General features: G+C 72.8%; 27 protein-coding genes and 1 pseudogene. 16 read left to right on the top strand and 12 right to left on the bottom strand.

Annotated elements, in window-relative coordinates:
• Positions 1 to 144 precede the first annotated feature (144 nt).
• The 4 genes from ACMV_RS15050 to ACMV_RS15035 all read right to left on the bottom strand — a co-directional run bounded on the left by ACMV_RS15050 (position 145) and on the right by ACMV_RS15035 (position 2,926).
• Positions 145 to 852: an SDR family oxidoreductase gene (locus ACMV_RS15050; RefSeq protein ID WP_013640964.1), complete on the bottom strand. Its 708-nt coding sequence runs from the start codon at positions 850 to 852 to the stop codon at positions 145 to 147.
• Between the two features lie 25 nt (positions 853 to 877).
• A complete protein-coding gene (gene rlmN, locus ACMV_RS15045) occupies positions 878 to 2,050 on the bottom strand; it encodes a 23S rRNA (adenine(2503)-C(2))-methyltransferase RlmN (protein WP_012040247.1) in 1,173 nt (390 codons plus the stop codon).
• A gap of 16 nt (positions 2,051 to 2,066) precedes the next feature.
• Positions 2,067 to 2,585, bottom strand: a complete 519-nt coding sequence (locus ACMV_RS15040) for an invasion associated locus B family protein (protein WP_007423646.1) — start codon at positions 2,583 to 2,585, stop codon at positions 2,067 to 2,069.
• Positions 2,586 to 2,677: 92 nt separating this feature from the next.
• Positions 2,678 to 2,926 carry a hypothetical protein gene (locus ACMV_RS15035; protein WP_041665136.1) on the bottom strand — a complete coding sequence of 83 codons (249 nt, stop codon included), beginning with the start codon at positions 2,924 to 2,926 and terminating at the stop codon, positions 2,678 to 2,680.
• Between the two features lie 174 nt (positions 2,927 to 3,100).
• Here ACMV_RS15035 and ACMV_RS15030 point away from each other — a divergent pair, with 174 nt between their 5' ends.
• Positions 3,101 to 3,319 (top strand): EexN family lipoprotein, encoded by a 219-nt coding sequence (locus ACMV_RS15030; protein WP_012040245.1) that lies wholly within the window; start codon positions 3,101 to 3,103, stop codon positions 3,317 to 3,319.
• Here ACMV_RS15030 and ACMV_RS21995 read toward each other — a convergent pair.
• The 3 genes and pseudogenes from ACMV_RS21995 to ACMV_RS15015 form a co-directional block, all read right to left on the bottom strand.
• Positions 3,311 to 4,192 (bottom strand): annotated as a pseudogene (locus ACMV_RS21995) (NAD(P)-dependent oxidoreductase); the annotation flags it as partial. The gene ACMV_RS15030 and the pseudogene ACMV_RS21995 overlap by 9 nt on opposite strands.
• Before the next feature lie 18 nt (positions 4,193 to 4,210).
• On the bottom strand, positions 4,211 to 5,389 hold the full coding sequence (locus tag ACMV_RS15020; protein ID WP_013640962.1) for a CaiB/BaiF CoA transferase family protein: 1,179 nt from the start codon (positions 5,387 to 5,389) through the stop codon (positions 4,211 to 4,213).
• A gap of 10 nt (positions 5,390 to 5,399) precedes the next feature.
• Positions 5,400 to 6,320: a hydroxymethylglutaryl-CoA lyase gene (locus ACMV_RS15015; RefSeq protein WP_035188942.1), complete on the bottom strand. Its 921-nt coding sequence runs from the start codon at positions 6,318 to 6,320 to the stop codon at positions 5,400 to 5,402.
• A gap of 89 nt (positions 6,321 to 6,409) precedes the next feature.
• Here ACMV_RS15015 and hisG point away from each other — a divergent pair, with 89 nt between their 5' ends.
• The 6 genes from hisG to ACMV_RS14985 are packed head-to-tail and all read left to right on the top strand — an operon-like array spanning position 6,410 to position 10,323.
• Positions 6,410 to 7,105 carry an ATP phosphoribosyltransferase gene (gene hisG / locus ACMV_RS15010; RefSeq protein WP_007423640.1) on the top strand — a complete coding sequence of 232 codons (696 nt, stop codon included), beginning with the start codon at positions 6,410 to 6,412 and terminating at the stop codon, positions 7,103 to 7,105.
• A complete protein-coding gene (gene hisD, locus ACMV_RS15005; protein WP_013640960.1) occupies positions 7,102 to 8,412 on the top strand; it encodes a histidinol dehydrogenase in 1,311 nt (436 codons plus the stop codon). Before hisG ends, hisD begins: the two co-directional genes overlap by 4 nt.
• A 52-nt stretch (positions 8,413 to 8,464) precedes the next feature.
• A complete protein-coding gene (infA, locus tag ACMV_RS15000; protein ID WP_007423639.1) occupies positions 8,465 to 8,683 on the top strand; it encodes a translation initiation factor IF-1 in 219 nt (72 codons plus the stop codon).
• A 13-nt stretch (positions 8,684 to 8,696) separates the two neighbouring features.
• Positions 8,697 to 9,263 (top strand): Maf family protein, encoded by a 567-nt coding sequence (locus ACMV_RS14995; protein WP_013640959.1) that lies wholly within the window; start codon positions 8,697 to 8,699, stop codon positions 9,261 to 9,263.
• A complete protein-coding gene (locus ACMV_RS14990; protein ID WP_012040239.1) occupies positions 9,260 to 10,132 on the top strand; it encodes a ribonuclease E/G in 873 nt (290 codons plus the stop codon). Before ACMV_RS14995 ends, ACMV_RS14990 begins: the two co-directional genes overlap by 4 nt.
• Positions 10,129 to 10,323: a DNA gyrase inhibitor YacG gene (locus ACMV_RS14985; RefSeq protein ID WP_013640958.1), complete on the top strand. Its 195-nt coding sequence runs from the start codon at positions 10,129 to 10,131 to the stop codon at positions 10,321 to 10,323. Before ACMV_RS14990 ends, ACMV_RS14985 begins: the two co-directional genes overlap by 4 nt.
• Here ACMV_RS14985 and ACMV_RS14980 read toward each other — a convergent pair.
• Entirely contained in the window at positions 10,278 to 10,862 is a 585-nt protein-coding gene (locus ACMV_RS14980; RefSeq protein WP_013640957.1) for an LOG family protein, read from the bottom strand. The genes ACMV_RS14985 and ACMV_RS14980 overlap by 46 nt on opposite strands.
• Before the next feature lie 93 nt (positions 10,863 to 10,955).
• Between ACMV_RS14980 and ACMV_RS14975 the strand changes: the two genes are divergently transcribed.
• The 3 genes from ACMV_RS14975 to ACMV_RS14965 all read left to right on the top strand — a co-directional run bounded on the left by ACMV_RS14975 (position 10,956) and on the right by ACMV_RS14965 (position 13,681).
• Complete coding sequence (locus ACMV_RS14975; protein WP_013640956.1) at positions 10,956 to 12,041, top strand: LysM peptidoglycan-binding domain-containing protein; 1,086 nt, start codon at positions 10,956 to 10,958, stop codon at positions 12,039 to 12,041.
• A 75-nt stretch (positions 12,042 to 12,116) separates the two neighbouring features.
• Complete coding sequence (locus tag ACMV_RS14970) at positions 12,117 to 12,806, top strand: phosphatidylserine decarboxylase (RefSeq protein WP_012040237.1); 690 nt, start codon at positions 12,117 to 12,119, stop codon at positions 12,804 to 12,806.
• Positions 12,803 to 13,681, top strand: a complete 879-nt coding sequence (locus ACMV_RS14965; protein WP_012040236.1) for a CDP-alcohol phosphatidyltransferase family protein — start codon at positions 12,803 to 12,805, stop codon at positions 13,679 to 13,681. The genes ACMV_RS14970 and ACMV_RS14965 overlap by 4 nt, the downstream gene beginning before the upstream one ends.
• Positions 13,682 to 13,691: 10 nt before the next feature.
• On the opposite strand, the gene ACMV_RS14960 is transcribed toward ACMV_RS14965, so the two are convergent.
• Positions 13,692 to 14,651, bottom strand: coding sequence for a M14 family metallopeptidase (locus tag ACMV_RS14960; RefSeq protein WP_012040235.1), 960 nt, complete (start codon positions 14,649 to 14,651; stop codon positions 13,692 to 13,694).
• A gap of 118 nt (positions 14,652 to 14,769) precedes the next feature.
• Here ACMV_RS14960 and ACMV_RS14955 point away from each other — a divergent pair, with 118 nt between their 5' ends.
• The 6 genes from ACMV_RS14955 (at position 14,770) to ACMV_RS14930 (ending at position 22,498) form a co-directional block, all read left to right on the top strand.
• Complete coding sequence (locus tag ACMV_RS14955) at positions 14,770 to 15,789, top strand: mitochondrial fission ELM1 family protein (protein ID WP_013640954.1); 1,020 nt, start codon at positions 14,770 to 14,772, stop codon at positions 15,787 to 15,789.
• Between the two features lie 5 nt (positions 15,790 to 15,794).
• Entirely contained in the window at positions 15,795 to 17,696 is a 1,902-nt protein-coding gene (locus ACMV_RS14950; RefSeq protein WP_013640953.1) for a hypothetical protein, read from the top strand.
• 63 nt (positions 17,697 to 17,759) lie between these two features.
• The gene (locus tag ACMV_RS14945; protein WP_013640952.1) at positions 17,760 to 20,447 is read left to right on the top strand and encodes an AsmA family protein; all 2,688 of its coding nucleotides are present in this window, start codon (positions 17,760 to 17,762) and stop codon (positions 20,445 to 20,447) included.
• Between the two features lie 10 nt (positions 20,448 to 20,457).
• A complete protein-coding gene (locus tag ACMV_RS14940; RefSeq protein ID WP_012040231.1) occupies positions 20,458 to 21,159 on the top strand; it encodes an ATP12 family chaperone protein in 702 nt (233 codons plus the stop codon).
• Positions 21,156 to 21,431 carry an acylphosphatase gene (locus ACMV_RS14935; protein WP_012040230.1) on the top strand — a complete coding sequence of 92 codons (276 nt, stop codon included), beginning with the start codon at positions 21,156 to 21,158 and terminating at the stop codon, positions 21,429 to 21,431. The genes ACMV_RS14940 and ACMV_RS14935 overlap by 4 nt, the downstream gene beginning before the upstream one ends.
• An 8-nt stretch (positions 21,432 to 21,439) precedes the next feature.
• Positions 21,440 to 22,498 (top strand): AI-2E family transporter, encoded by a 1,059-nt coding sequence (locus ACMV_RS14930; protein WP_012040229.1) that lies wholly within the window; start codon positions 21,440 to 21,442, stop codon positions 22,496 to 22,498.
• A 15-nt stretch (positions 22,499 to 22,513) separates the two neighbouring features.
• Here ACMV_RS14930 and ACMV_RS14925 read toward each other — a convergent pair whose 3' ends face one another.
• The 3 genes from ACMV_RS14925 to ACMV_RS14915 all read right to left on the bottom strand — a co-directional run bounded on the left by ACMV_RS14925 (position 22,514) and on the right by ACMV_RS14915 (position 24,817).
• Positions 22,514 to 22,972 (bottom strand): hypothetical protein, encoded by a 459-nt coding sequence (locus tag ACMV_RS14925; RefSeq protein WP_013640951.1) that lies wholly within the window; start codon positions 22,970 to 22,972, stop codon positions 22,514 to 22,516.
• 144 nt (positions 22,973 to 23,116) lie between these two features.
• Positions 23,117 to 23,566, bottom strand: coding sequence for a manganese-binding transcriptional regulator MntR (mntR, locus tag ACMV_RS14920; RefSeq protein ID WP_007423558.1), 450 nt, complete (start codon positions 23,564 to 23,566; stop codon positions 23,117 to 23,119).
• A gap of 60 nt (positions 23,567 to 23,626) precedes the next feature.
• Positions 23,627 to 24,817: an MFS transporter gene (locus tag ACMV_RS14915; RefSeq protein WP_013640950.1), complete on the bottom strand. Its 1,191-nt coding sequence runs from the start codon at positions 24,815 to 24,817 to the stop codon at positions 23,627 to 23,629.
• Positions 24,818 to 24,839: the final 22 nt, after the last annotated feature.

Below are 24,839 nucleotides of genomic sequence, written 5' to 3'. Positions count from 1 at the left end.
CGAAAACCTCGATCCAGAAAGCCGGCGTGCCGGCCAGAAGCGGAGACGGAACACGAAAACACGTCCCGCGCCATGGACCCCACGGCGCGGCGTTGCGGCTATATCGCCAAATCCGGCGTCCGGGTCAAGCGCCGGCCGGGCCAGCTATTCGGTATAGATCATTTTCCGGGTCATGCCGCCATCGGCGACGAACTCGGCGCCGGTGCAGAACCCCGAGTCCGGCCCGAGCAGGAAGGCGGCGAGCGCCGCGATGTCCGCCACGGTGCCGACGCGCCCGGCAGGGTGCTGCGCGTGGTCGGACGGGGCGATCGGGTATTTCCCGGTATCGATCCAGCCGGGGCTGATGCAGTTCACCCGCACATCCGGCCCGAGCGAGACGGCAAGCGCATGGCTGAGCGCCACGATCCCGCCCTTCGCCGCGGCGTAGCTCTCGGTGTCCGGCTCGGACATGTGCGCCCGCGTCGAGGCGATGGTGACGATGGCGCCCTTCGCCGCCCGCAGCATCGCCTCCGCCCCGCGCACGAGGAGAAAGATGCTGGTCAGGTGGGTGTCGATCACCGCGCGCCATTCGGCGAGGCCGATCGCGCCGATCGGCTTGCGGATCATGAACCCGGCATTGCAGACCAGCCCGTCGAGCCGGCCCTCATGCGCCGCGACGCCCTCGATCAGCCGGGCGACATCCGCCTCGTCGGCGACGTCGCAGCGCACGAGGCGCACCCCGTCGGGCGGTGTCAGGCCCTCGATGTCGCGATCGGCGGCGACCACGCGCCAGCCGCGCCCGGCGAGATGCGCGCCGATCGCGGCCCCGATGCCGCGCCCGCCGCCGGAGATCAGCGCCACCCGGCCCGTCATCGCAAGTGCCCCGTCGCGCCGCCCCTCACGCCGCGCCCGCGACCTTCGACTTGAGCTGCCCGCAGGCGGCGAGGATGTCCTGCCCGCGCGGCGTGCGCACCGGGGCGGCATAGCCGGCGTCCATCACGATGTTGGCGAAGCGGCGGATGGCGTTGCCGCTCGATGTTTCGTAGGTCGAGCCCGGCCAGGGGTTGAACGGGATCAGGTTCACCTTGGCCGGGATGCCGTCGATCAGCTCGACCAGGCGGCGGGCATCGGCCTCGCTGTCGTTGATGCCCTTGAGCATCACGTATTCGAAGGTGATCCGCCGCGCGTTCGAGGCGCCGGGATAGCGCCGGCAGGCGGCGATCAGCTCGGCGATGTTGTATTTGCGGTTGAGCGGCACGATCACGTCGCGCACGTCGTCGGTCACGGCGTGCAGCGACACGGCGAGATTGACGCCGAGTTCCGCCCCCGCCCGGTCCATCATCGGCACGACGCCGGAGGTCGAGAGCGTGATCCGCCGGCGCGACAGGCCGATGCCCTCGCCGTCCATCACGATCTTCATCGCCTTGGCGACGTTCTCGTAATTGTAGAGCGGCTCGCCCATACCCATCAGCACGATGGTGGAGAGCAGCCGCGGCGTCTCGCCCTTCGGGCTCGGCCATTCGCCGTAGGCGTCGCGCATCGCCATGAACTGGCCGACGATCTCGGCGGCGGAGAGGTTGCGCGTCAGCCGCTGGGTGCCGGTGTGGCAGAACCGGCAGGACAGCGTGCAGCCGACCTGCGAGGACAGGCACACAGCGCCGCGATCCTCGGTGACATCGGGGATGTAGACGGTCTCGACCGCCTCGTGGTCGCGGAAGCGGAACAGCATCTTGCGCGTCTCGTCGGCGCTGAGATGGTCCGCCGCCACTTCGGGCCGGCCGATGGCGAACCGTTCGGCGAGCTTCGCCCGCAGGGGCTTGGCGATATTCGCCATCGCGGCGAAATCGGTCACGCCCTGGTGGTAGATCCAGTGCCAGAGCTGCTTGGCGCGGAAGGGCTGCTCGCCGATCTCGGCCATCGCCGCGGCGAGTTCCTCGCGCGAGAGGCCGACGAGGTCGCGCCGCCCGTCCGCCAGCTCGTTCGAGGGCGGGGCGAACAGCGCGGCCTTGGCGAGGATGCGCGCCCGCGCCGCCTCGTCCAGCCCGTCCGTCGCCGGCGCGTCCGCGCGCATCGCCGCCGTCACCCGGTCAGGACTTCGCCTTGTGCCCGGCCGGCGGGCAGGCCTTGACGATCGCCTTGTAGGCGTCGCCGAACCCGTCGAGGCTGAACGTGTCGCTCACCGCCTTCGCCCCCTTGCCCGTGCTCGCCACGGCCGAGGCGCCGCCGAGGAACGCCTTCACCGTCGCCGGGCCCTTGAGCGCGTAGGCCATGTTGTCCTTGGTGAAGAATTTCAGCGCGGCGCCGCCGACCTTGACCGTCACGTCCTGCTTCTTGGCGTAGGTGACGCCCTGGCTGAGCGAGATCTCGTCGCGGAACGTCGCGCGTTCGGCCACGGTGAGCATCGCCGGCGCGGTCTTCGACCCCTTTTCCGGCTTGGCCGTGGCGAAGGCGTAGCAGACCATGTCCGGGCCGGTGCCGTAGGTCGCCGCCGTCCAGGCCTTGAACGTGCCGAGCGGCTTCGGCTGGTCGGCGGCCCTGGCCGCGAGGGGCGCGACGAGCGGCAGGGCGATCGCGGCGCCGAAAAGGTATGCGGTGGATTTTTTCATGAGCACGAGCCTTACGCCGGCACCCGGCCGGCCGCAAGCGGCGAGACGCGGCCGGCGGGCCGCGAACGGCCCGGCCGGCCGAAGCACGCCGGTCAGTGATGGTCGTAGCGGATGCCGATATCGACCTGGCGCAGCGCCTCGTTCACCGCCCGGAGCGCTGCGATGCGATGCCCGCCCTTGTCGCGGTCGGCGATCTGCAACTGGTGGCGCGCGGCGAGCAGCGCCCGGCGCGCCTGCATCATGTGCCCCTGATATTCGGCCTGGGCGACACCGCCGGCAAGACCGCCGGCGATCAGCGCGCCGCCGAGGATCGCCGCGAATTGCTTGCGCGAAATGTTCATCACGTCGGAACTCCCCATGGTTGACGAGAGTGCTACAAGAGGCGACGAAGATGACCGGATCGCGGCGGTCCTGTGACATTCCGGTGAATTCTTGCCGGCGCGTTCTGGCCGGTGAACGCCGGCCAGTGAGCCCGGGCGCCGCGCCGGCCCCGACACCACGGAGGTTCCAGAGGGATGCGCCACCGCCGCACCGCCGCCACGACCCGCCTCGCGGCCCTGCTGCTCGCCTGCGGCGCCCTCGCCGGCTGCGCCGGCGGCGGCCAGACCGCCTATTACCGCAAGAACCCGCACGCGCTGATGCGCCAGGTGGTCCGCTGCGAGAACAATGGCGGCGCGCTGGCCAACACCCCGCATTGCCGCGAGGTGCTGCGCATCAACAACAGCCTATTCTGAGACGCCGCCGAAGCGCGCGATCAGCGACGAGGTGTCCCAGCGCCGCCCGCCCATCTGCTGCACATCGGCGTAGAACTGGTCGACCAGCGCGGTGAGCGGCAGCCGCGCCCCGGTTTCCTTCGCCTGGGCGAGGCAGATGCCGAGGTCCTTGCGCATCCAGTCCACCGCGAAGCCGAAATCGAATTTTTTCTCCGTCATCGTCTTCCAGCGGTTTTCCATCTGCCAGCTCTGCGCAGCACCTTTCGAGATCGCGCCGATGACCTTCGCCGCGTCGAGCCCGGCGGCCTCGGCGAAATGCAGCCCCTCGGCGAGGCCCTGGACGACGCCGGCGATGCAGATCTGGTTGACCATCTTGGCGAGCTGCCCGGCCCCGTGCGGCCCGATATGGCTGATATTGGCGCCGTAGCAGCCGACCACCGGCTTGGCCCGCTCGAAATCCGCCGCCTCGCCGCCCATCATCACCGTGAGCTTGCCGTTCTCCGCCCCGGCCTGGCCGCCGGATACCGGCCCGTCCATCACGCCGAAACGCCCGCCGGCGGCCTCCGCCAGCTCGCGCGCCACCGTGGCCGAGGCCGTGGTGTGGTCGACGAACAGCGCGCCCTCCTTCATGCCGGCGAAGGCGCCGTCCGGCCCGATCGTCACCGAACGGAGATCGTCGTCGTTGCCGACGCAGCAGAACACGAAATCGGCCCCCGCCGCCGCCTCGCGCGGGGTCGGCGCCGCCGTGCCCTTGTGCTGCCTGGTCCAGGCCTCGGCCTTGGCGTGGGTACGGTTATAGACCGTCACCTCGTGCCCGCCGGCGGCCAGATGCCCCGCCATCGGATAGCCCATCACCCCAAGCCCGATGAACGCCACCTTCGCCATTTTTCTGCTCCTTCCCTGAAATTCCGTTCAGCCGGCGGCGCCCGCCGCGATCAGCCGGTCGATCTCGGCGGCCGGATAGCCCAGCTCCGCCAGCACGTCCCGCGTGTCCGCGCCGGGCGCCGGCACGTCGCGCCGCGCCGTGCTGCGCGCCCCGTCCATGCTGATCGGCAGGCCCGGCAGGCCGATTTTCCGCCCGTCCGGCAGGCTGACCTCGACCAGCCCGCCCGACTCCCGCAGGTGCGGATCGGCGAACAGGTCCGCCGGCTTCGCGATCGGCGCGAAGGGCAGGCCCAGCCGTTCGCAGCGCGCGACCAGATCCGCCGCGCTGAACCGCGCGAAGGCCGCGGCGATCACCGGCAGGGTGCGCGGGCGCGCCGCCCGCCGCTCGGCCTGCGTCGCCAGCCCCGGATCGTCGGCCAGCGCGGCCAGCCCGAACTCGGCGCACAGCACCTTCCATTGCGTGTCGGTGACGACGCCGATGAAGATCTGCTGCCCGTCCTTCGTGTTGAAGATGTCATAGACCGGCCAGGCCACGTCGCGCGCGCTCATCGGCGCCGGCTCGACGCCGGTGATGGCCGCCTGCGCCATGTGCTGCGCCATCAGCATCGCGACGCTCTCGAACAGGCCGGACTGCACGTGCTGGCCGCGCCCGGTCCGCTCCCGCTCGGCGAGGGCGGCGAGCACCGCGATGGCGCCGTAGCTGCCGCCCATGATGTCGATCACCGAGGCGCCGGCCCGCAGCGGCCGGCCGATCGGCCCGGTCATGTAGGCGAGGCCGCCCATCATCTGCACCACCTCGTCGAGCGCGGTGCGGTGTTCGTACGGCCCGGGCAGGAAGCCCTTGAGCGAGCAGTAGATGAGCCGCGGGTTTTGCGCCGCGCAGGCCGCGTAGCCGAGGCCGAGCCGCTCCAGCGCGCCGGGGCGGAAATTCTCGGTCAGCACGTCGGCCCGCGCCACCAGGTCCCGCGCCACTTCGAGCCCCTCGGGCGATTTCAGGTCGAGCATGACGCTGCGCTTGTTGCGGCTCGCCATGGTGAAGAAGCCGATTCCCGAGCCGGTCAGCCGGCGGGTGTTGTCGCCGTCCGGCATCGGCTCGATCTTCACCACGTCGGCGCCGAGATCGCCGAGGATCAGCCCGGTCGTCGGCCCCATCACCATGTGCGCGAACTCGACGACGCGCAGCCCCGCCAGCGGTGTGCCGCTCATGCCGCGCCCCTCACGCCGCCTGGCGATAGGTGCGCGGAATGCCCGCCTTCGCGACCTGGCCGTGCATCGGCTCGGCCGGCAGCCCCTCGTGCAGCAGGCGCCGCGCGGCGATCAGCGCCGCAAGGTCGATGCCGGTGCCGAAGCCCATGCTCTCCAGCATGAACACGAGATCCTCGGTGACGATGTTGCCCGACGCCCCGGGCGCGAACGGGCAGCCGCCGAGCCCGGCGAGGGCGGCGTCGAAATCCCGTATCCCGACCTCGAGCCCGGCCAGCGCGTTGGCGAGGCCGAGGCCCATCGTGTCGTGCAGGTGCAGCCCGCGCAGCGCCGGGCCGATCTCGCGCCGCACCGCCCGCACGACCGACTTGATCTGCGCGGGGTTGGCGTAGCCCACCGTGTCGGCGAGGCCGATCTGCTCCACCCCCGTCTCCGCGAGTGCGGCGGCGATGCGCACCACCTCGCGCTCGGGCACCACGCCGTCGATCGAGCAGCCGAAGGCGGTCGAGCAGGCGACCTCGATTTCCGCCGGATTGCCCGCGCTTTCCATCCACTCGACGATCTGGCCGACCACCGCCACCTGCTCGTCCGGCGCGCGGTTCAGGTTGGCGCGCGAATGCCCCTCGCTCACCGAGACCGGAATGCTGACCCGGTGCGCCCCGGCCGCCACCGCCGCCTGCGCCCCGCGCAGGTTCGGCGCCAGCGCGACGACGACGAGGCCCGGAATCTCCTTCGCGAAGCGCACCACCGCCTCGGTATCCGCCATCTGCGGGATGAGCTTCGCCGGCACGAAACTGCCGACCTCGATCTCCTTCACCCCGGCCTTCGCCAGGGCGGCGATCCAGTCGCATTTCGCCCCGGTCTCCATTCTCGACTTCGCCATCTGCAGCCCGTCGCGCGGGCCGACCTCGCAGATCATCACATGCTCGCTCATGGCCGCAATCTGCGCCCACAGCACCGCCGGGACAAGCCCCGCGCCGCCGGGTTTGGCAGGGCGCGCCGGCAATGCTACGAACCCGCGCGATGACCGCCGTGACCCCATCGCCGAAGGCCGCCGAGGCCGCCACCAACGGGCTCGTGCTCGCCCTGCCCAAGGGCCGCATCCTGAAGGAATGCGCGCCGCTGCTCGCCGCCGCCGGCATCGCGCCCGAGCCGGACTATGCCGACGAGAGCAGCCGGCGGCTGCGCTTCCACACCGCGATCCCCGAGCTCGACGTGATCCGCGTGCGCAGTTTCGACGTCGCCACCTTCGTCGCCTTCGGCGCCGCCGAGATCGGCATCTGCGGCGCCGACGTGCTGATGGAGTTCGACTATCCGGAAATCTACGCGCCGCTCGACCTCGGCATCGGCGCCTGCCGCATCGCCGTCGCCGAGCCGGCGGACGCCGCCGGGCGCACCGATTTCGGCCGGCTCTCGCGCGTGCGCGTCGCCAGCAAATATCCCAACATCACCCGCCGCCATTTCGCCGCGCGCGGCATCCAGGCCGAGATCGTGGCGCTGAACGGCGCGATGGAGCTGGCCCCCGGCCTCGGCCTGTCGCGCCTGATCGTCGACCTGGTGCAGACCGGCTCGACGCTGAAGGCCAACGGCCTGGTCGAGACCGAGACCATCGCCCATGTCACCTCGCGGCTGATCGTCAACCGCACCGCGCTGAAGACAAGGCCGGAGGAAATCGCCCACTGGATCGCCCGCTTCCGCGACGCGCTGGCCGCCGCATGATCCGCCGTCTCCACACCGCCGAACCGGGCTTCGCCGCCGCCCTCGCCGCCCTGGCCAGCGACCGCGCCAGCGCCACCGACGTCGCCGCCCCGGTCGCCGCGATCATCGCCCGGGTGCGCGCCGAGGGCGACGCCGCGCTGATCGACCTCACCCGCCGCTACGACCGCTTTCCCATCACGCCCGAAACCCTGCGGGTGAGTGCCGCCGAGATCGACGCCGCCTGCGCCCGCGTCGGCGCCGAACAGCTTGAGGCGATCGACCTCGCCGCGACCCGGATCGAGGCGTTCCACCGCGCCCAGCTGCCGCGGGATATCGGCTTCACCGACGCCGCCGGCGCGCGGCTCGGCCTGCGCTGGGGGCCGCTCGACGCCGTCGGGCTCTACGTGCCGGGGGGCAAGGCGTCCTACCCCTCCTCGGTGCTGATGAACGCGATTCCCGCCCGTGTCGCCGGCGTCGGGCGGATCGCCATGTGCGTGCCGACGCCGGACGGGCAGATGAACGACCTCGTCCTCGCCGCCGCGTGGCGCGCCGGGGTGGCGGAGATCTACCGCGTCGGCGGCGCGCAGGCCGTCGCCGCCCTCGCCTATGGCACCGAAGCCATCGCCCCGGTCGACCGCATCGTCGGGCCGGGCAACGCCTTCGTCGCCGAGGCGAAGCGGCAGGTGTTCGGGCAGGTCGGCATCGATTCCATCGCCGGCCCCTCGGAAGTGCTGATCATCGCCGATGCCGGGCAGGACCCGTGGCGCGTCGCCCTCGACATGATCGCCCAGGCCGAGCATGACGAGGCGGCGCAGTCGCTCCTCGTCACCGACGATGCGGCGCTGGCCGAGGCCGTCGCCGCCGAACTCGCCCGCGCGCTGGAAACCCTGCCCCGCGCCTCGATCGCCGCCGCCTCGCTCGCCGCCCATGGCGCGATCATCATCGCCCGCGATCTCGACGAGGCCGCCGAGATCGCCAACCGCGTCGCCCCGGAGCATCTCCAGGTGATGACCGCCGATCCGGACGCGGTCTTCGCCCGCATCCGCCATGCCGGCGCCGCCTTTCTCGGCGCCGATGCCCCGACCGCGATCGGCGACTACGTCGCCGGGCCCAACCACGTGCTGCCGACCGGCGGCACGGCGCGGTTCTCCTCCGGCCTGTCGGTGTTCGACTTCCTCAAGCGCACCACCTTCGTCGCCCTCGATCCGGCGGCGATGGCGTCCATCGGACCCGCCGCGGCGACGCTGGCGGTGGCCGAGAGCCTCGACGGCCACGCCCGTTCCATCCGCGCAAGGCTGACCCGCAACCGGGCGGAAAACTTGACCTGAACGCGCCATCGGCTCATTTGAACCGCATGTTGCAATTTTTTATCGAGGTTTGATGTCAAAAGAAGACATGATCGAGTTCAGCGGCACCGTCGCGGAGCTGCTCCCGAACGCGATGTTCCGGGTGAAACTCGACAACGACCATATCATTCTCGCCCATACGAGCGGCAAGATGCGCAAGAACCGCATCCGCGTGCTGGCCGGTGACCGCGTCAACGTCGAAATGACGCCCTATGATCTGACCAAGGGCCGGATCACCTTCCGCTTCAAGTAAGCCGGACCGCCGCATGGCCGACCTGATCCTGGCCTCGTCGAGCCCCCGCAGGCTCGACCTGTTGCGTCAGCTCGGCATCGTCCCCGACGCGGTGATGTCCCCCGATATCGACGAAACCCCGCACAAGGCGGAACCGCCCCGGCTCTACGCCGCGCGCATGGCGGCGGAGAAGCTCGCTTCCGTCACCGCGCCGGGCGCCTTCGTCATCGCCGCCGATACCGTCGTCGCCCTCGGCCGCCGCATCCTGCCCAAGACCGAAACCGAGGCCGAGGCGCGCCGCTGTCTCGACCTGCTCGCCGGCCGCCGCCACCGGGTGCATTCCGCCGTCGCCGCGCGCGGGCCGGACGGGCGCATCGCCGCGCGCAACGTGCTCACCACCGTCGGCTTCGCCCGGCTCGACCGCGACGCCGCCGAGGCCTATCTCGCCAGCGGCGAATGGCGCGGCAAGGCGGGTGGCTACGCGATCCAGGGCCGGGCGGCGGGGTTCGTCGATTTTCTCGCCGGCTCGCATTCCGGCGTGGTCGGCCTGCCTCTGCACGAAACGCTGAACCTGCTGCGCGGCCTCGGCTGGCGGGCATGAGCGCCGTCATCCGCGCCGGGCTGCGCGGCGGCACGGTGCATCTCGCGCTGACCGAATCCGGCACTCTCGCCGGCTACACGCGCTGGCGGCCCGACGCGCCGGATGGCGTCGGCGATCTCCGCTCCGGCCGGATCACCGCCCGCGCCCCGGCACTTGGCGGCGCGTTCGTCGATCTCGGCGACGGATCGGGCTTCCTGCCCGACAGCGCGGGCGGCAAGAGCCTCGCCGAGGGCGATGCCGTCGCGGTCCGCATCACCCGCGCGCCGCAGGGCGGCAAGGGCCCGCGCCTCGCGCTGGCGGAAGGTGTAGCACCCGGCGCGAAGCCCGGCCTGCTCGCCCGCGGCCCCGGCCCGATCGCCGAGTTCCGCGCCCTGCATCCGGCCGCGCCGATCCTCGCCGATGACTGGGAACTCGTCGCCCTGCTGCGCGCGGCGCATGAAGGGGTCGCGCACGATCCGGCCAGCCTCGCCCCGGTGGCGGAGGAGATCGCCGCACTCGCCGAGCCGGTCTTTCCGCTGCCGCAGGGCGCGCGCGGCACGGTCTGCCCGACGCCGGCGCTCACCGCGATCGATATCGATGCCGGCGCGGCCACCGCCGAGCGGGGCGACAAGCATGGCGCGCAGTTGCGGCTCAACCGCGCCATCATTCCCGAACTCGCCCGGCAGATCCGGCTGCGCAACCTCGCCGGCGCGATCCTGGTCGATTTCGCCGGAATGAAACCCGCCGCCCGGCCGAAACTGGCCCCCGACCTTGCCGCCGCCCTCGCGCGCGATCCGCTCCGCCCGCGCCTGCTCGGCTTCTCGGCACTCGGCTTCGCCGAGATCAGCCGCCCCCGCATCCGCCCGCCGCTGCACGAGTTGCCGCCATGACCGACGAACCGGCTCCCGCAAGCCGCCCCCGCCGCAAACCCGCCGGCGCCTGCCCGATCTGCGGCCGGAAGGCGCAGGAGGCGCACCGCCCGTTCTGCTCGGCGCGGTGCCGCGCGATCGATCTCGGCCGCTGGTTCGGCGAGGATTACAGGTTGCCGAGCGACGAGGCGCCGTTGACCGATTCCGAATAGGTCTCGAGCCGGGCGAGCGCGGCCGCCACGTCCGGCACCACCTCGATCAGCTCGCGCGCCGACGGCCGGGCGAAACCGTCCTCGATCACGCCGTCGATCAGCGCCGCCACCCGGCTCGCCCAGCCGCGGATGTCGATCAGCAGGATCGGCTTGGTGTGGCGGCCGAGCTGCTTCCAGGTGAGGATCTCCATCAGCTCGTCCAGCGTGCCGAGCCCGCCGGGCAGCACGACGAACGCGTCCGCCCGGGCGAACATGCGCCGCTTGCGGGTATGCATCGTGTCGGTGACGATCAGTTCGGTCAGGCCGGGAAACTCGACCTCACGGGCGCGCAGGAAATCGGGGATGATGCCGGTCACCGCCCCGCCGGCGCCGAGCGCGGCCCCGGCGGTCGCCCCCATCAGCCCGACATTGCCGCCACCGAACACCAGGGTCATGCCCCGCGCGGCCAGCCCCTCGCCGAGGGCGCGCGCCGCCGCGAGATAGTCGGGCGCCGTCCCCGGCGACGAGCCGCAAAATACCGTGACCGAAATGTGACTCATATTCCAGAATTACCTGCCGAACCTTTCGAGACGGCCGTCCTCGTGGCAGGATAATGCAGGATAGGCAAGCGATCGGCATCAAGAGTTCTTTACATGTCAACCAACCAGACCCCCAGCGGCGAGAGCCAGGGCGAACGGACGCGCGCTCCCGGCTGGCTGCCCGGTGCGGCGATCGGCGCGCTCGGCCTCTGCGCCGTGATCGGCCTCGCCGTGCTCGGCAACCGCCGCGACATCGAACCGACCCGGCCGGTCGCGCCGCCGCCGAACGCCACCGTCCATCCCGCCGCGTCGCCGGCCAGGCCCGCCGGCACCCCGAGCTTCGACACGGTGCGCGTCGATGCCGGCGGCAACGCGGTGATCGCCGGCCACGCCGCGCCCGGCGCCACCGTCACCATCACCGCCAACGGCAAGACGATCGGCACGGTGAAGGCGGATTCCTCCGGTAGCTTCGCCTTCGTCACCTCCCGCCCGCTGCCCGCCGGCGGCCAGCAGCTCGCCCTTTCCGCCACCGGCCCCGGCGGCCAGACCCTGGCCAGCAACCGCGACGTCACCGTCTCGGTGCCCGCCGCGCCGAACGAGGGGCCGCTCGCGGTGCTCGCCGGCAAGAGCGGCGAGCCCTCGAAGGTGCTGAGCGGCCAGGGCCCGGCGCCGGGCACGCTCGGCATCGGCTCGGTCGACTACGACGGCAAGGGCCACGCGCTGATCGCCGGCACGGCGAAGCCCGGCGCGCAGGTCTCGCTCTCGCTCGACGGCGCTCCGCTCGGCACCGCGACCGCCGGCCCGGATGGCCGCTGGACGCTGAAGGTCGAGCACATGCCGGCGAAGCCCGGCACCTTCAGCCTCACGGCGCATGACGCGAAGGGGGCCGTCATCGGCGAGATGAAGACCGCCTACGCCCCGCGCGCGGTCGGCCCGGTCGCGCCGCACCATGTCGTGATCGAGCGCGGCGACTGCCTGTGGCTGATCGCCCGGCGCGTCTATGGCCGCGGCGTCGACTATTCGCTGATCTACAAGGCGAACGAGGCGAGCATCCGCGATCCCAACCTGGTCTATCCCGGCCAGCGCTTCGTGCTGCCGCCCGCAACCGGCGCCGCGCCGGCGCCGGCGGCCGCAACGGCCCGGCCCGCGCCGCCCGCCGCCCGGCCCGCGCCGCCGCCGGCCAGCGCCGGCACGAGCTGATCCCGCACGAGCTGATCCCGCCCCTGGGCGAAGGGCGTTCTTGCCAGTCCTCGCCCCGCTCGCCATAACCCGCGCATGGACATCATCGACTCCGTGCGCGCCGCCCTGGTGCCGCCGCACCGCGCCGGCCGGCCGTTCATCGCCGCCGGCCTCGTCGTCTTCCTGATCGGCCTCGCCACCGCCGGCTGGCTGGCCTGGCTCGGCGCGCTGTTCGCGCTGTTCTGCCTGTTCTTCTTCCGCGACCCCGCGCGCGTGCCGCCCGCCCGGCCCGATGCCCTGCTCGCCCCGGCGGATGGCCGCGTCGTCATCATCGACGAGGCGCTGCCGCCGCCCGAGCTCGGCCTGCCGGCGGTGATGATGCCGCGCATCGCCACCTTCCTCTCGGTGCTCGACGTGCATGTGAACCGCGTGCCGATGGCCGGCATCGTCACCCGCATCTCCTACCGCCACGGCAAGTTCGTGAACGCGGCGGCGAAGGAGGCCGAGGAGAACGAGCGCAACGCCCTCGCCATCCGCCTCGATTCCGGCGCCGAGATCGCGGTGGTGCAGATCGCCGGGCTGATCGCGCGGCGCATCCTGTGCGACGTGCACGAGGGCGACCGGGTGGAAACCGGCGCGCGCTTCGGCATCATCCGCTTCGGCAGCCGCACCGATCTCTATCTGCCGCCCGGCACGGTGCCGCTGGTCGCGGTCGGCCAGCGCATGGTCGGCGGCGAGACGGTGATGGGCCTGCTGCCCCCCGCCGCGCCGCAAGGCGGGTCATGAGCGGGGCGGAAAAGCCGCCGCTCTTCGCCCTGCCCCGGCGCCGCCCGCCGCGCCGCCCCCGCCTGCGCGGCATGAGCTTCAACCGCATGCTGCCGAACCTGCTGACCCTGTTCGGCCTCTGCGTCGGCTTCAGCGCGATCCGCTTCGCGCTCGAGCAGCGCTTCGGCGGCGCGGTGATCGCCATCGCCGTCGCCGGCGTGATCGACGGGCTGGACGGCCGGCTCGCCCGCCTGCTCAAGGCCACCTCCCGCTTCGGCGCGGAATTCGACAGCCTGTCCGACTTCCTCTGCTTCGGCGCGGCGCCGGCGCTGGTGCTCTATCTCTGGTCGCTCAGCGCCTGGGGCGCGTTCGGCTACCTGCCGCCGCTGATGTTCACCGCCTGCATGGCGCTGCGCCTCGCCCGCTTCAACGCGGCGATCGACGAGATCCCGCACGAGGCCGATGGCCACCTGCCCGCCTTCCGCTTCGCCGGCAACTTCTTCACCGGCGTGCCCGCCCCGGCGGGGGCGGCGATCGCGCTGCTGCCGATCTATCTCGGCCTCGAGGCGGCGCGGCACGGCGGCGCCGGCCTCGCCACCCTCGCCCGCGCACCGGCGCTCAGCGCCGCGGTGCTGGTCGGCACCGCGCTGCTCTGCATCTCGACGCTGCCGGTCTGGAACTTCAAGAACTTCAAGGTGCCGCCGCACTACGTCATCGGCATCCTGCTCGGCGTGATCGTCGCCGCCGCGGTGCTGATGGCCGATCCCTGGCTCGGCCTCTCGCTGCTCGTCGTCGCCTACCTGGCGATGCTGCCGTTCAGCCGCCGCAGCTTCAAGCGCCTGCAGGCCGAGGCCGAGGCGCGCTGGCGCCAGGGGGCCGAACGCGGCTCGGAATAGCGCGCGGCGCTCACTCCGGCGCGGCGAAGCGGGCGAGGCGCACGGCGGTATGGCCGCGGCTGGTGCGCAGGCTCGGCATGATCAGCAGGCAGTCGTCGTGCGGGGTGCGGATCTCCGCCGCGCCGTCGCGCGCGAGCAGCGTGTCCCGCCGGCGGATCACCTCGCCGCCGCGGAACGGCCGCACGAAGGCGAAGCGGCCGGTATTGGCGGTCACCACCCGCGAGACCTCGGCGAAGCGCGGCGGCGCGCCCGGCGGCACCGGCCCGATCATGCCGGCGCGGGCGAGCGCGGCATCCACGCTCGCGCGCATCTGCCGCACCGTGTCCTCCTGCCAGTGCTGCCCGGCCTCGACCAGCACGGCCGCGGCATCGCCCGCCTCGGCGAGGAAGCGCGGATGGTCGATCAGCCGGCGCCCGCCGGCATGGCCGCCATCGGCCACCACCAGCGCCGGCGTGCCCATCGCCATCGCCAGCGCCCGGCTGCGCGCGCCCTGGCCGCACAGCACCAGCGGGTCCGAGGGCCAGAGCATCGAATGCAGGTCGATCACCCAGTCCGCCTCGGCGATCAGCGGCCAGATCGCGCGGGCACGGTCGAGCTCGGCGGAGCGGCGCGGGCCTTCCAGCGCCGCCGGGTCCCACACCCGGTTCAGGTCCTCGTCGACGAAGCGCGAGGCGACCGGGTTCTCCGGATCGAAGCGGCGATAGGCGGCGAGGTTGACGAAGCCGAGCGTGAGCCGCCCGCAGGCCGGGCGCGGCCCCTCGCGCAGCAGGGCGTCGAGCACCGCGGCGCCGGCGATCTCGTTGCCGTGCATCAGCGCCAGCACCATCACATGCGGCCCCGAGCGCGGGGCGGCGAAGGTGATGAACCCCTCGATGCCGGTATTGCCCGGCAGCCAGGGCGCAAGGTCGGGCGCCGCGAGCCGCACCTCGAAGCGCGGCAGCGATGCCGTGTCGCTCCCGGCCGCGCTCATCACGGCGGCGCCGCCGGTCCGGCGCGGTCGTGGCGGGCTTTCATTCGGCGCGAACTTGCCATGGCGCCACTCTACCCAGAGATGAAAAACCTGCAACCGTGCGACATGTGTTGACGAAATGTCCGGCTGGCACGAAAACGCCGCGATGCAAGCCGCGCCGACTCTCATGGCCGCAACCCAAGCCATCGCCGACGGACAGGCCGCTCCGGTCACCGCCCGCGTCCTGTGCACCGACCTCGCCGGTCTCCGCTCCCAGGCCCTGGGCCTCGCGGAAGCCGCCGGATTCCGGACCGATTTCCGCGTCATCGCGCCGAAGCGGCCGTGGACCCTGTTCTCGCCGATGCTCTGGCCCGATCCGCGCTGCGCGATCGACGCGGCGGCCCTCGCCCCGCCGGAGGGCGACCTGATGCTCGGCGCCGGCGGGGCCGCCGCCCGCGTGCTGGCGACGCTGCGCCGGCCGGACCTGCCGGCCGTGATCATCCAGCACCCGCGCATGGACACCGGCCGGTTCGACGCCGTGGTGGTCGCGAAGCACGACGGGCTGACCGGCCCGAACGTCATCGTCACCCGCACCGCGCTGCACCGGGTCACGCCCGAGCGCCTCGCCCTCGAGCGCGCGCTGTGGGCGCCGCATTTCGCCGGCCTGCCGCGCCCGCTCGTCGCCGTGCTGGTCGGCGGCTCGAACGGCCGCTACCGGCTCGACACCGCGGCGGCGCGCACCCTCGCCGAGCAGCTCGCCGGGATGATGGACCGCGACCGCGTCGGGCTGATGCTCACCCCCTCGCGCCGCACCGAGCCCGCCGCCCGCGCCATCCTCGAGGAGGCGCTGCGCCCGCGCGGCGCCTGGATCTGGGACATGCAGGGCGAGAACCCCTATTTCGGCATGCTCGCCGTCGCCGACGCGATCGTGGTGACGGGGGATTCCGTCTCGATGGTCTCCGAGGCGGTGGCCACCGACGCGCCGGTGATGATCGCCCGCCTGCCCGGCAAATCCACCCGCATCGGCGCCTTCATGGACGACATGGTCGCCTGCGGCCGCGCCCGGAACTTCGATGGCCGGCTGCAGACCTGGGCCACGGCGGCGCTGAACGACACGCCGATGGCCGCCGCCGAGCTGCGCCGGATGCTGGGAGTCTGACTTCGATGCTCGAGATCGACACGTTCGACAATGTCCGCGGCGGCAACGCGGTCTACAAGGCGCTGGCGCACCCGCTGGCCGCCGCGGCGCTGGAGCGCCTGGCCGCGCGCCTGGCCGCCGCCGGCCCGGTCGCGGTCTACGATCCCGAGCGCATTTTTGCGCCGCTGCGCGCCCTGGCCCCGGCGTTTCCGGTCGATGCCGTCTACGTGCACGACACGCTGGCGATCGGCGAGCGCCGCGGCGGCCTCGCCACGAGGCCGCTGACCGACCTCGTCGCCGCCGCACCCGCCACCGTGCTGATCGCCGCCTTCGACGCGCACCGCCTGGCCGACCGGCTGGCCACCCTGCTGCCCGGCGCCGACATCCTCACCCTCGACGAGGTGCGCCTGCCCGACCGGCTGCTGACCAACCGCCGCCGCTATCTCGACCCGCTGAACTTCGCCACCAATTTCGCCTTCTTCCGCGACGACGACGCGATGACGACCAGCCTCGTCACCGCGAATTACTGGCACGGCTACGGCGCGACCGGCGTGCGCCTGTGGTGCCGCCTGTTCGACGCCGCCGGCGCGGTGCTCGCCGAGTTCGAGCGCGCGCTGCCCGATCACGCCGGCAGCGTCCGCATCGACAGCGCCGAGGTGCGGCGCGCGCACGGGCTCGGGCCGTTCACCGGGCAGCTCTTCATCCACGCCATCGGCGTCGCCGGTCACGATGTGGTGAAATACGCGCTCGACACCCATGCCGCCGGCAACGGGGCGAGCCTGTCCTGCACGCACGACGCCAATGCCTGGCCCTCCGAGCGCTTCGCCGGCCTGCCCGCCCCGCGCGAGGACGAGACGGTGATCCTCTGGGTGCAGAACAGCCACGCCGTGCCGATCCCCGCCGGGGCGATCAGCCTCGACCGGATGGGCGCCGAGGCGCCGGTGGCGCTGGCGGAGCCGATCGCCCCGTTCGCGACCCGCGCCATCGACGTCGCCGAACTGCTGCCCGGGCTGCGCTGGCCGGCGCAGATCGAGCTGCGCGCAGGCCGCCACGTGGTGCGCCCGCGCTACGAGGTGGTGCGCGCCGGGCGCACCCGCATCGCCCACATGAATGTCGAGCGCGCCGACCTCCGCCCCGATCCGGCGATCCGCAGCCTCTCGCCGCTGCTCGGCCGCGGTTTTCTGCTCCCCTTCCCGATCCTGCCGCGGGAGCGGTTCCGCTCGGTCGCGCTGCCGACGCCGATGGCCCACACCCAGGCTGACCTGCCGCTCCGGCTCGACGTCTTCGCGCCGGACGGACGCAAGGTGGCCGAGCACCGGCCCGGCACGCTCCCGCGCGACCATGCCTGCGCCATCGATCTCGACGAGGTGCTGCCGGAGGGCGCGCTGCCGGAAGGCGGGCATGGCGAGCTGGTCTACGACTTCGCCGGGGGCGGCGAGGCGGATGGATGGCTGCACGGCCTGTTCCGCTACGAGGCGCGGGACGGCTCGCACGCCGCCGAAACCAGCTTCGGCGCGCATGTGTTCAACACGCTGATGACCTGGAAGGGCGAGCCGCAATCCTATTCCGGCCCGCCGCCCGGCCTGTCGACCCGGCTGTTCCTCGATCTCGGCAGCGCGACGCGGCCGAGCTTCTGCGTGCTGACCTACCCCGCCTCCGCCGCCTGGCATCCGCACTCGGCCACCGTGCTGATGCTGCACGACGCCGAGGGCCGCGTGCTGGCCGAGCAGAAACTGGCCATCGCCTGCTCGGGTTCGGCCATCGTCGAGCCCTGGCGGATCTTCGGCGCCGAGGTGCTGGCGCGCGCCGCCGGCGGCTACGTCATCATCCGCGACGCGACCTGCCGGCTGTTCGGCTATCACGGCAAGCACGACGGCGCCGGCCTCGGCCATGGCGCGTTTTCGTTCGATCACATGTTCGGGTTCTGAATTCAGCGCAATCCCGCGCCGCCGCCCTCGCAACGATCGCGGTTTTGGCGTAAGGGGTTGATCATGCAGGCAAGACGGACCTTCCGGCGCATCGCGGTCATCGTTGTCGCGATCGTCATTCTGGCACCGCTCGCGGTCATCGGCCTATTCCTCGCGAGCTTCGATCCCAACAGCTACAAGCCGCAGGTGATCGCCGCGGCGGAACGGGCGCTGCACCGGCCCGTCAGCATCGACGGGCGGCTGCGCATGAGCCTCTCGCTGGTGCCGACGATCTCGGCCACCGGCATCACCATCGCCAATCCGCCCGGCTACCAGAACACCAATCTCGCCACCCTGCGGCGGATCGAGGCGAAGGTCGCGCTGCTGCCGCTGCTGCGCCACCAGCTCAACATCCTCGATCTCGTGCTGGTCGATCCGGTGATCAACCTCGAATACGGGCCGACCGGCACGCCCGACTGGCTGATCGGCCAGGGCGCCCCGGCACCCGCCGGCACCGGCGCCGGCACCGGGTCCGCATCCGGCCCGGCGGCCGGCGTCGCCCTGCAATCGGTCTCGATCGAGAACGGCACGATCACCTACCACCCGCCGATGGCGCTGGTCCCGCTCAACGCCGGCCAGCCCGCCGCGCTGGCGACGCCGCAGCCCACCGTCCTGCACATCGCCCGCTTCACCGGCCGCGCCGCCTCGCTCGACGCGCCGCTGCAGCTGGCGATCGACGCGCAGTACAACGGCACCCCCTTCACCGTGGCCGGCACCACCGGGCCGGTCTCGCGGCTGACCGGCAGCGTCGCCGGCGGCGCGCCCTGGCCGGTGGACCTGACCGTGAGCGGCCAGGGGGCGAACCTGCGCGTGACCGGGCAGATCGCCCATCCGCGCGAGGCCAGCGGCTACGCGCTGCACCTGCACGCCACGGCACCCGACCTCGCCCCGCTCGCCGCCTACCTGCCCGCCGCCGACCGCGGCGACCTGCCGCCGCTGCAACAGGTCGACCTGCGGGCGGATCTCGGCCCGCCCGCCGGCGGGACCCTGCCCTCGGTCACCAATGTCAGCCTCACCGCCGGCAAGTCGGACCTGACCGCCTGGCGCAAGGGCCTGTCGCTCCGCTCGATGAACATCACCCTGCCCGCGCTCGACCAGGCGGTGGACGTCGCGCTGGCCGGCCAGTACCAGGGCCGGCAGGTCGGGCTCGAAGGCAAGGCCGGCCCGGTCGGCCCCGTGATCGAGGCGGCCCTCGGCGCACCCGCCCCGGCCCACGCCGTGCCCACCGAGCGCTTCACCATGAACGTCGCCGGCCGGGTCGGCAACGCGCTGTTCAACGCCGCGGGCGGCATGGCGACCCCCTCGAAGCTCGCCGGCGTCGCGATGAAGCTGAGCGCGACGATCCCCGACCTCGCGAAACTCTCCGACCTCGTCGGCACGCCGCTGCCGGCCTGGACCGATATCGGCGTCTCCGGCCTGCTCACCGATCCGGGCGGCCAGGGGCTTGCAAACACGGTCGCGCTGAACAGCCTCGCGATCAGCTCCGCCCAGGCGCAGCTCGGTGGCGCCTTCAGCCTGCGGCTCGGCCCGAAGCCCGACCTGCAGGCGGTGATCCACGCCTCGCGGATCGACCTGACGGCGCTGCTCAAGGCGATGCCGAAGCCGGCGGCGGCCACGCCCGGCACGGCCGGCGCCGGCGGTGCCGCGCCGCCGCAGGCCAGCCCGCAGCCGAAACCGGCGGCGGCGGTCGCGCCGTCGAACCCGCATCTGATCCCCGATACGCCGCTGCCCTTCAACCTGCTCCGCGCGGCGGACGGCAATGTCGAGCTGACGGTGGACAAGCTCACCTATGCCGGCGCCGATTACCGCGCGCTGACGGCGCACGCGCTGCTGCGCAACGGCGTGCTCACGGTCCGCCCGATCAGCGGCGAGCTGCCCGGCGGCCCGGTCTCCGGCACGCTGATGGTCGACGCCGCGGCAAATCCGCCGAGCGTGCGCCTCATCGAACAGGCGCCGGCCTTCCGCCTCGGCCCGCTGCTCCGCCTGCTCGGCCAGCCCGGCTCGGCCTCGGCGACGGTGCAGCTCTACGCCGATCTCGGCGGCGCCGGCTCCACCGCGCATGACATCGCCTCGACCCTGAACGGCTCGCTCGGCGTCTCGACGGTGAACGGCGAGATCGACGGCGCGCTGCTCGACCGGCTGCTGACCGCCGCCGGCCTGCCCGCCGGCGTCGCCGGCGCCCAGGGCCCGGTGCAGCTGCGCTGCTTCGCCACGCGGATCGACGCCCATGCCGGCCTCGCCAGCATCCGCGCGCTGACGCTCGATTCCAGCCGGCTGTTCATGACCGGCGGCGGCACCGTCAACCTCGCGACCGAGGGGCTCAACGTCGTGCTCCGGCCGCAGACCGATCTCGGCGGCGGCGCCACGCCGATCCCCTTCGCGGTCACCGGCACGCTGGCGCATCCGGCCACCGGCATCGCCCCGCCCGGCGACTATGCCCAGGCGATCGCCGCCGCCGGCCAGAAGATGGGCGGCGGGCAGACCCTGTTCGGCCAGATCACCCGCCAGCTCGGCCTGGCGCCGCGCTCCGCCGCGCCGCAGAGCTGCGCCTCGGCCCTGGCTCTCGCGCGGATGGGCCATCCCGGCCCGGCGCCGACCACCGCCGGCCTCGCCACGGGCGGCGGCAACGGCGGCGGCACCGGCAGCGGCAGCGGCCAGGCCCCCGGCGCGGTGAGCGGGCCGCAGAACCTGCTCCAGTCGCTGTTCCACTGACGGCGCGGCGATGAAGCGCATCTGGAGCGCCGTCGCCGTGCAGGCGCTGGAGACGGGCTTCGGCATCACGCTCGATGGCAGGCCGGTGCGCCTGCCCGGCGGCGCCCCGCTCGCCGTGCCGGCCGAGGCCCTCGCCCGCGCCATCGCCGCCGAGTGGGACGCGCCGGACAAGGATCAGGACATCCGCCCCGACGACCTGCCGCTCACCCGCCTCGCCGGCACCGCCGTCGAGCGCATCGCGCCCGACACGGCGCCGGTGCGCGCCGGCCTGCTCGCCTATGGACGCAGCGACCTGCTCTGCTACCGCGCCACCGGGCCGGACGGGCTGGTGGCCGAACAGGCGCGGCTCTGGCAGCCCTGGCTCGACTGGGCCGGCGCCACGCTCGGCGCGCGCCTCGCCGTCACCGCCGGCATCACCGCGATCGACCAGCCGCCGGAGGCGATCGCCGGCCTCGACGCGGCGCTCGCCACCCACGATGCCTGGAGCCTCGCCGGGCTCGGCGTCACCGTCCCCGCCCTCGGCAGCCTCGTGCTCGGCCTCGCCGTCGCGGCGGGCGCGATCGCGCCGGCGGCGGCGCATGACTGCGCGACGCTCGACGAACGCTGGCAGGAACGGCTCTGGGGCGAGGACGCCGAGGCCGCCGCCCGCCGCGCGCGGATCGGCGGGGAGATTGCCAGCGCCGCCCGGTTCGTTAATCTCGCCCGGTCATGATCGCGAAGCATCTGATCCTGTCGGGCCGCGTCCAGGGTGTCGGGTTCCGCGACTGGATGGTGACGCGCGCCCGCCGCCTCGCCCTGGCCGGCTGGGTCCGCAACCGGGCGGACGGCACGCTCGAGGCGCTGGTCGCCGGGGATGCGCCCGCGGTCGAGGAATTGCTGCGCGCCTGCCGCCGCGGCCCGCCGCTCGCCGATGTCACCGACATCGTCGAGACCTTCGCCGAGCCGCCCGCCGAACCCGGCTTCGTCAAGCGCGCGACCGGCTAGGCGGCGCGATGACCGGCCCGGCCCCGCCATCTCGCCAGCGCGCGGCCGAGCCGGGCGGAACCCTGCCGCGCGCCGGCGTGCTCGCCCTCGCCGCCGGGGCGATCGGCGGGCTCGTGCTCTGCGCCCTGCTCGCCGCGCCCTTCGCCGGCGCGCTGACCTGGGCGCTGACCCTCGCCATCCTGTTCACCCCGCTGCAGCGCCGGCTCGAACGGCTGGTGCGCCATCCGGGTGCCGCCGCGATCATCACGGTGGGCATCGCCGCCATCGTCGTCGCCGCCCCCGCGGTGCTGGTGATCGAGCGGCTGGTGCGCGAGGCGGCGGCGAGTGCCGCCTATGTGCAGCAGCACCTCGCCGCCGGCACGCTCGCGGTGCCGCCGCAGGTGGACTGGCTCGCCAGGCAGATCGACCTGCAGGCGATGATCACCCGGGCCAGCGGCCTGCTCAGCACGGTCGGCGCCTCGTTCCTGCGCGGCTCGCTGGCGCAGGCGGTCGAGATCGTGCTGACCTTCTACATCCTGTTCTTCTTCCTGCGCGACCGCGCGCGGGCCGATGCCGCGCTGCGCGCCGTGCTGCCGCTGACCGGGCCGGAGACCGACCGGCTGTTCAGCCGCACCGCCGATACGGTCTATGCCGTGATCTACGGCACGGTGATGGTCTCGACCCTGCAGGGCCTGCTCGGCGGGCTGATGTTCTGGGGCCTCGGCCTCGCCGCGCCGTTGCTCTGGGGCGTGGTGATGGGGATGCTCTCGCTGGTGCCGGTGCTCGGCGCCTTCATCGTCTGGATTCCCGAGGCGGTGCTGCTGGCGCTGAACGGCCACGAGGAGAAGGCGATCATCCTCTCGCTCTGGGGGGCGCTGGTGGTCGGCACGATCGACAACGTGGTCCGCCCCGTGCTGGTCGGCAACCGGCTGCAGCTGCACACGGTGCCGTCCTTCATCGCGATCATCGGCGGGCTGATCCTGTTCGGCCCGCCGGGTTTCGTGCTCGGCCCGCTGATCGTCAGCGCGACGCTCGTGCTGTTCGAGGCGCTGCGGGCGCGCGCGGAAGGCGGCGCCGGCCCGTCCTGACCGGCGCCGCCGCGCTCAGCGCCCGCGGCCGCCGCCGCTCATTCCGCCGCCCATGCCGCCGCCGCCGACGCCGCCCATCCCCGAGCGGTTCTGCATCTGGTCCTGATACTGGTTCTGGTTCTGATTCTCGTACTGGTTCTGGACGCGGTTCTGCTCGCCGTTGCCATTGCCGTTGCCGTTGCGCATCTGCGCGCGCTCGTTCTCGCGGTCGCGCTCGCGAAGGCGGTCGCGCTCGCGCTCGCGCAGCCGCTCGGTCTCGGCGTCGGCCCGCTGGTGCAGCCGGTCCTGCTGGCGCTCGCGCAGGCGCTGCTGGTCGAGCAGGCGCTGCTGGTCCTGCGTGCGAAGCTGATCCTGGGCGCGGGTCTGGTCCTGGGTGCGGGTCTGGTCCTGGGCGAAGGCGCGGCCGGCGCCCAGCGCGGCGAGGCCGGCGGCGGCGAATGCCAGCACGGCGCGGCGGTGACGAAGGGTGGACATGGCGGATGATCTCCTCTGCCTGTGCGATGCACCGGCGCGCCCCGTGGCGCGCCAACGGGCTCAGGCTAGGAGCGGGCGTGGTTGCCCCCCTTGATCCAGCGCAAGCATCGCCCTGCCCGTTCGGACGATGCCCGTCCGGCCGGATCAGCCCCGGGTCTTGAGATAGCGGCTGAAGGCGTTCAGCGCGATGTCCGACACGTGGTGCTCGATGCCCTCGGCATCGGCCTCGGCGGTCTCGGGCGGCACGCCGACCGCCTTGAGCAGGGCGACCACCAGCCGGTGCCGGGTGCGCACGCGCTCGGCCAGCGCCTGGCCCGCCTCGGTGAGGAAGACGCCGCGATAGGGTTTCGCCGTGGCCAGCCCCTCGCGCTTGAGCCGGGCGATGGTCTTCACCGCCGTCGGGTGCGAGACGCCGAGGCGGCGGGCGATGTCGATCGGCCGCGCCTCGCCATTGATCGCGATAAGGTCGGCGATCAGCTCGACATAGTCTTCCAGCACGGCGCTCGCCTGCGCCGTGCGCGCCTTGCCGAACCGGCGCGCCTGGGTGGGCTCGGCGGGCAGGTCGTCGGGCGGGGGGTTCACGGCAGCTGGCATCTCGGTCTCCGCATCGGCCCTGCATAGCCGGCCCGGCGGGGAAACGCCAACCGCGCGCGGTCAGTGCAGTTTCGGCAGCCAGAGGGCGACGATGCCGAGTGCGGGCAGCACCGCGCAGATCTGGTAGACGGTGGTGATGCTGGTCCAGTCCGCCACCACGCCGAGGCCGGCGGCGCCGAGCCCGGCGATGCCGAAGGCGAGGCCGAAGAACAGGCCGGAGACGGCGCCGACCCGGCCCGGCACCAGCTCGTTCGCGTAGACCACGATCGAGGCGAAGGCGGAGGACAGGATCAGCCCGATGATGACCGAGAGCACCACCGTCATCGTCTCGCCGACATAGGGCAGCGCGAGGGTGAAGGGCAGCACGCCGAGGATGGAGCCGATGATCACGGTGCGGCGGCCCACCCTGTCGCCGATCGGCCCGCCGATCATGATTCCCGCCGCCGCCGAGGCGAGGAAGATGAACAGGTCGATCTGCGCCGCCTGCACCTTCAGGCCGAAGCGGTGCATCAGGTAGAAGATGTAATAGGAGTTGATGCTCGAGAGGTAGACGAATTTCGACATCATCAGCACGCCGAGCAGGGCGAGCGGGACCAGCACCTTGCGCGTGTCGAGGTCGGCGGCGGTGAGCGTCGTCCGCTGCCGGGGGCGGGCGTGGCCGCTGGCGCGGAACCAGTGGCCGAGCGCGGTGAGGAGCGCCATGCCGCAGAGGGCGGCGATGGCGAACCAGGCCATGCTCGCCCGCCCGCGCGGCAGGATGAAGAAGGCGGCGAGCAGCGGGCCGAGGGACTGGCCGAAATTGCCGCCGACCTGGAAGATCGCCTGGGCGAGGCCGTGCCGGCCGCCGGAGGCGACGCGGGCGATGCGCGCCGATTCGGGATGGAAGATCGACGAGCCCATGCCGAGCAGGCAGGCGCCGGCCAGCAGGATGTCGTAGCTCGGCGCCCAGGCGATGGTGACGATGCCGGACATCGACAGCGCCATGCCGACCGGCAGCGAGTAGGGCATCGGCCGCGCATCGGTATAGAGGCCGACGTGCGGTTGCAGCAGCGAGCCGGTGGCCTGGTAGACCAGGGTGATCAGGCCGATCTGCGCGAAGTTCAGGTGAAAGCCGCCCTTGAGCAGCGGGTAGACCGCCGGCAGCAGGACCTGCAGCATGTCGTTCAGCAGGTGGCAGATGCTGACGCCGACGAGCACGGCCATGGCGGTGCGGCCGGTGGCCTGGGGGCGGGTCTGGACGGTGGCGCTCACGTGTGGGTCTCCCGGACGGGGA

Source organism: Acidiphilium multivorum AIU301, from assembly GCF_000202835.1.
Taxonomy (GTDB): Bacteria; Pseudomonadota; Alphaproteobacteria; order Acetobacterales; family Acetobacteraceae; genus Acidiphilium; species Acidiphilium multivorum.
The sequence above is the reverse complement of the archived record's forward strand: the minus strand, read 5'-3'. Positions and strand labels throughout refer to the sequence as shown.

Coding starts and splice junctions, on each gene's coding strand:
- ACMV_RS15050 (WP_013640964.1), bottom strand. CDS start 852: ATGACGGGCCGGGTGGCGCTGATCTCCGGCGGCGGGCGCGGCATCGGG.
- rlmN (WP_012040247.1), bottom strand. CDS start 2,050: ATGCGCGCGGACGCGCCGGCGACGGACGGGCTGGACGAGGCGGCGCGG.
- ACMV_RS15040 (WP_007423646.1), bottom strand. CDS start 2,585: ATGAAAAAATCCACCGCATACCTTTTCGGCGCCGCGATCGCCCTGCCG.
- ACMV_RS15035 (WP_041665136.1), bottom strand. CDS start 2,926: ATGAACATTTCGCGCAAGCAATTCGCGGCGATCCTCGGCGGCGCGCTG.
- ACMV_RS15030 (WP_012040245.1), top strand. CDS start 3,101: ATGCGCCACCGCCGCACCGCCGCCACGACCCGCCTCGCGGCCCTGCTG.
- ACMV_RS15020 (WP_013640962.1), bottom strand. CDS start 5,389: ATGAGCGGCACACCGCTGGCGGGGCTGCGCGTCGTCGAGTTCGCGCAC.
- ACMV_RS15015 (WP_035188942.1), bottom strand. CDS start 6,320: ATGAGCGAGCATGTGATGATCTGCGAGGTCGGCCCGCGCGACGGGCTG.
- hisG (WP_007423640.1), top strand. CDS start 6,410: ATGACCGCCGTGACCCCATCGCCGAAGGCCGCCGAGGCCGCCACCAAC.
- hisD (WP_013640960.1), top strand. CDS start 7,102: ATGATCCGCCGTCTCCACACCGCCGAACCGGGCTTCGCCGCCGCCCTC.
- infA (WP_007423639.1), top strand. CDS start 8,465: ATGTCAAAAGAAGACATGATCGAGTTCAGCGGCACCGTCGCGGAGCTG.
- ACMV_RS14995 (WP_013640959.1), top strand. CDS start 8,697: ATGGCCGACCTGATCCTGGCCTCGTCGAGCCCCCGCAGGCTCGACCTG.
- ACMV_RS14990 (WP_012040239.1), top strand. CDS start 9,260: ATGAGCGCCGTCATCCGCGCCGGGCTGCGCGGCGGCACGGTGCATCTC.
- ACMV_RS14985 (WP_013640958.1), top strand. CDS start 10,129: ATGACCGACGAACCGGCTCCCGCAAGCCGCCCCCGCCGCAAACCCGCC.
- ACMV_RS14980 (WP_013640957.1), bottom strand. CDS start 10,862: ATGAGTCACATTTCGGTCACGGTATTTTGCGGCTCGTCGCCGGGGACG.
- ACMV_RS14975 (WP_013640956.1), top strand. CDS start 10,956: ATGTCAACCAACCAGACCCCCAGCGGCGAGAGCCAGGGCGAACGGACG.
- ACMV_RS14970 (WP_012040237.1), top strand. CDS start 12,117: ATGGACATCATCGACTCCGTGCGCGCCGCCCTGGTGCCGCCGCACCGC.
- ACMV_RS14965 (WP_012040236.1), top strand. CDS start 12,803: ATGAGCGGGGCGGAAAAGCCGCCGCTCTTCGCCCTGCCCCGGCGCCGC.
- ACMV_RS14960 (WP_012040235.1), bottom strand. CDS start 14,651: ATGAGCGCGGCCGGGAGCGACACGGCATCGCTGCCGCGCTTCGAGGTG.
- ACMV_RS14955 (WP_013640954.1), top strand. CDS start 14,770: ATGTCCGGCTGGCACGAAAACGCCGCGATGCAAGCCGCGCCGACTCTC.
- ACMV_RS14950 (WP_013640953.1), top strand. CDS start 15,795: ATGCTCGAGATCGACACGTTCGACAATGTCCGCGGCGGCAACGCGGTC.
- ACMV_RS14945 (WP_013640952.1), top strand. CDS start 17,760: ATGCAGGCAAGACGGACCTTCCGGCGCATCGCGGTCATCGTTGTCGCG.
- ACMV_RS14940 (WP_012040231.1), top strand. CDS start 20,458: ATGAAGCGCATCTGGAGCGCCGTCGCCGTGCAGGCGCTGGAGACGGGC.
- ACMV_RS14935 (WP_012040230.1), top strand. CDS start 21,156: ATGATCGCGAAGCATCTGATCCTGTCGGGCCGCGTCCAGGGTGTCGGG.
- ACMV_RS14930 (WP_012040229.1), top strand. CDS start 21,440: ATGACCGGCCCGGCCCCGCCATCTCGCCAGCGCGCGGCCGAGCCGGGC.
- ACMV_RS14925 (WP_013640951.1), bottom strand. CDS start 22,972: ATGTCCACCCTTCGTCACCGCCGCGCCGTGCTGGCATTCGCCGCCGCC.
- mntR (WP_007423558.1), bottom strand. CDS start 23,566: ATGCCAGCTGCCGTGAACCCCCCGCCCGACGACCTGCCCGCCGAGCCC.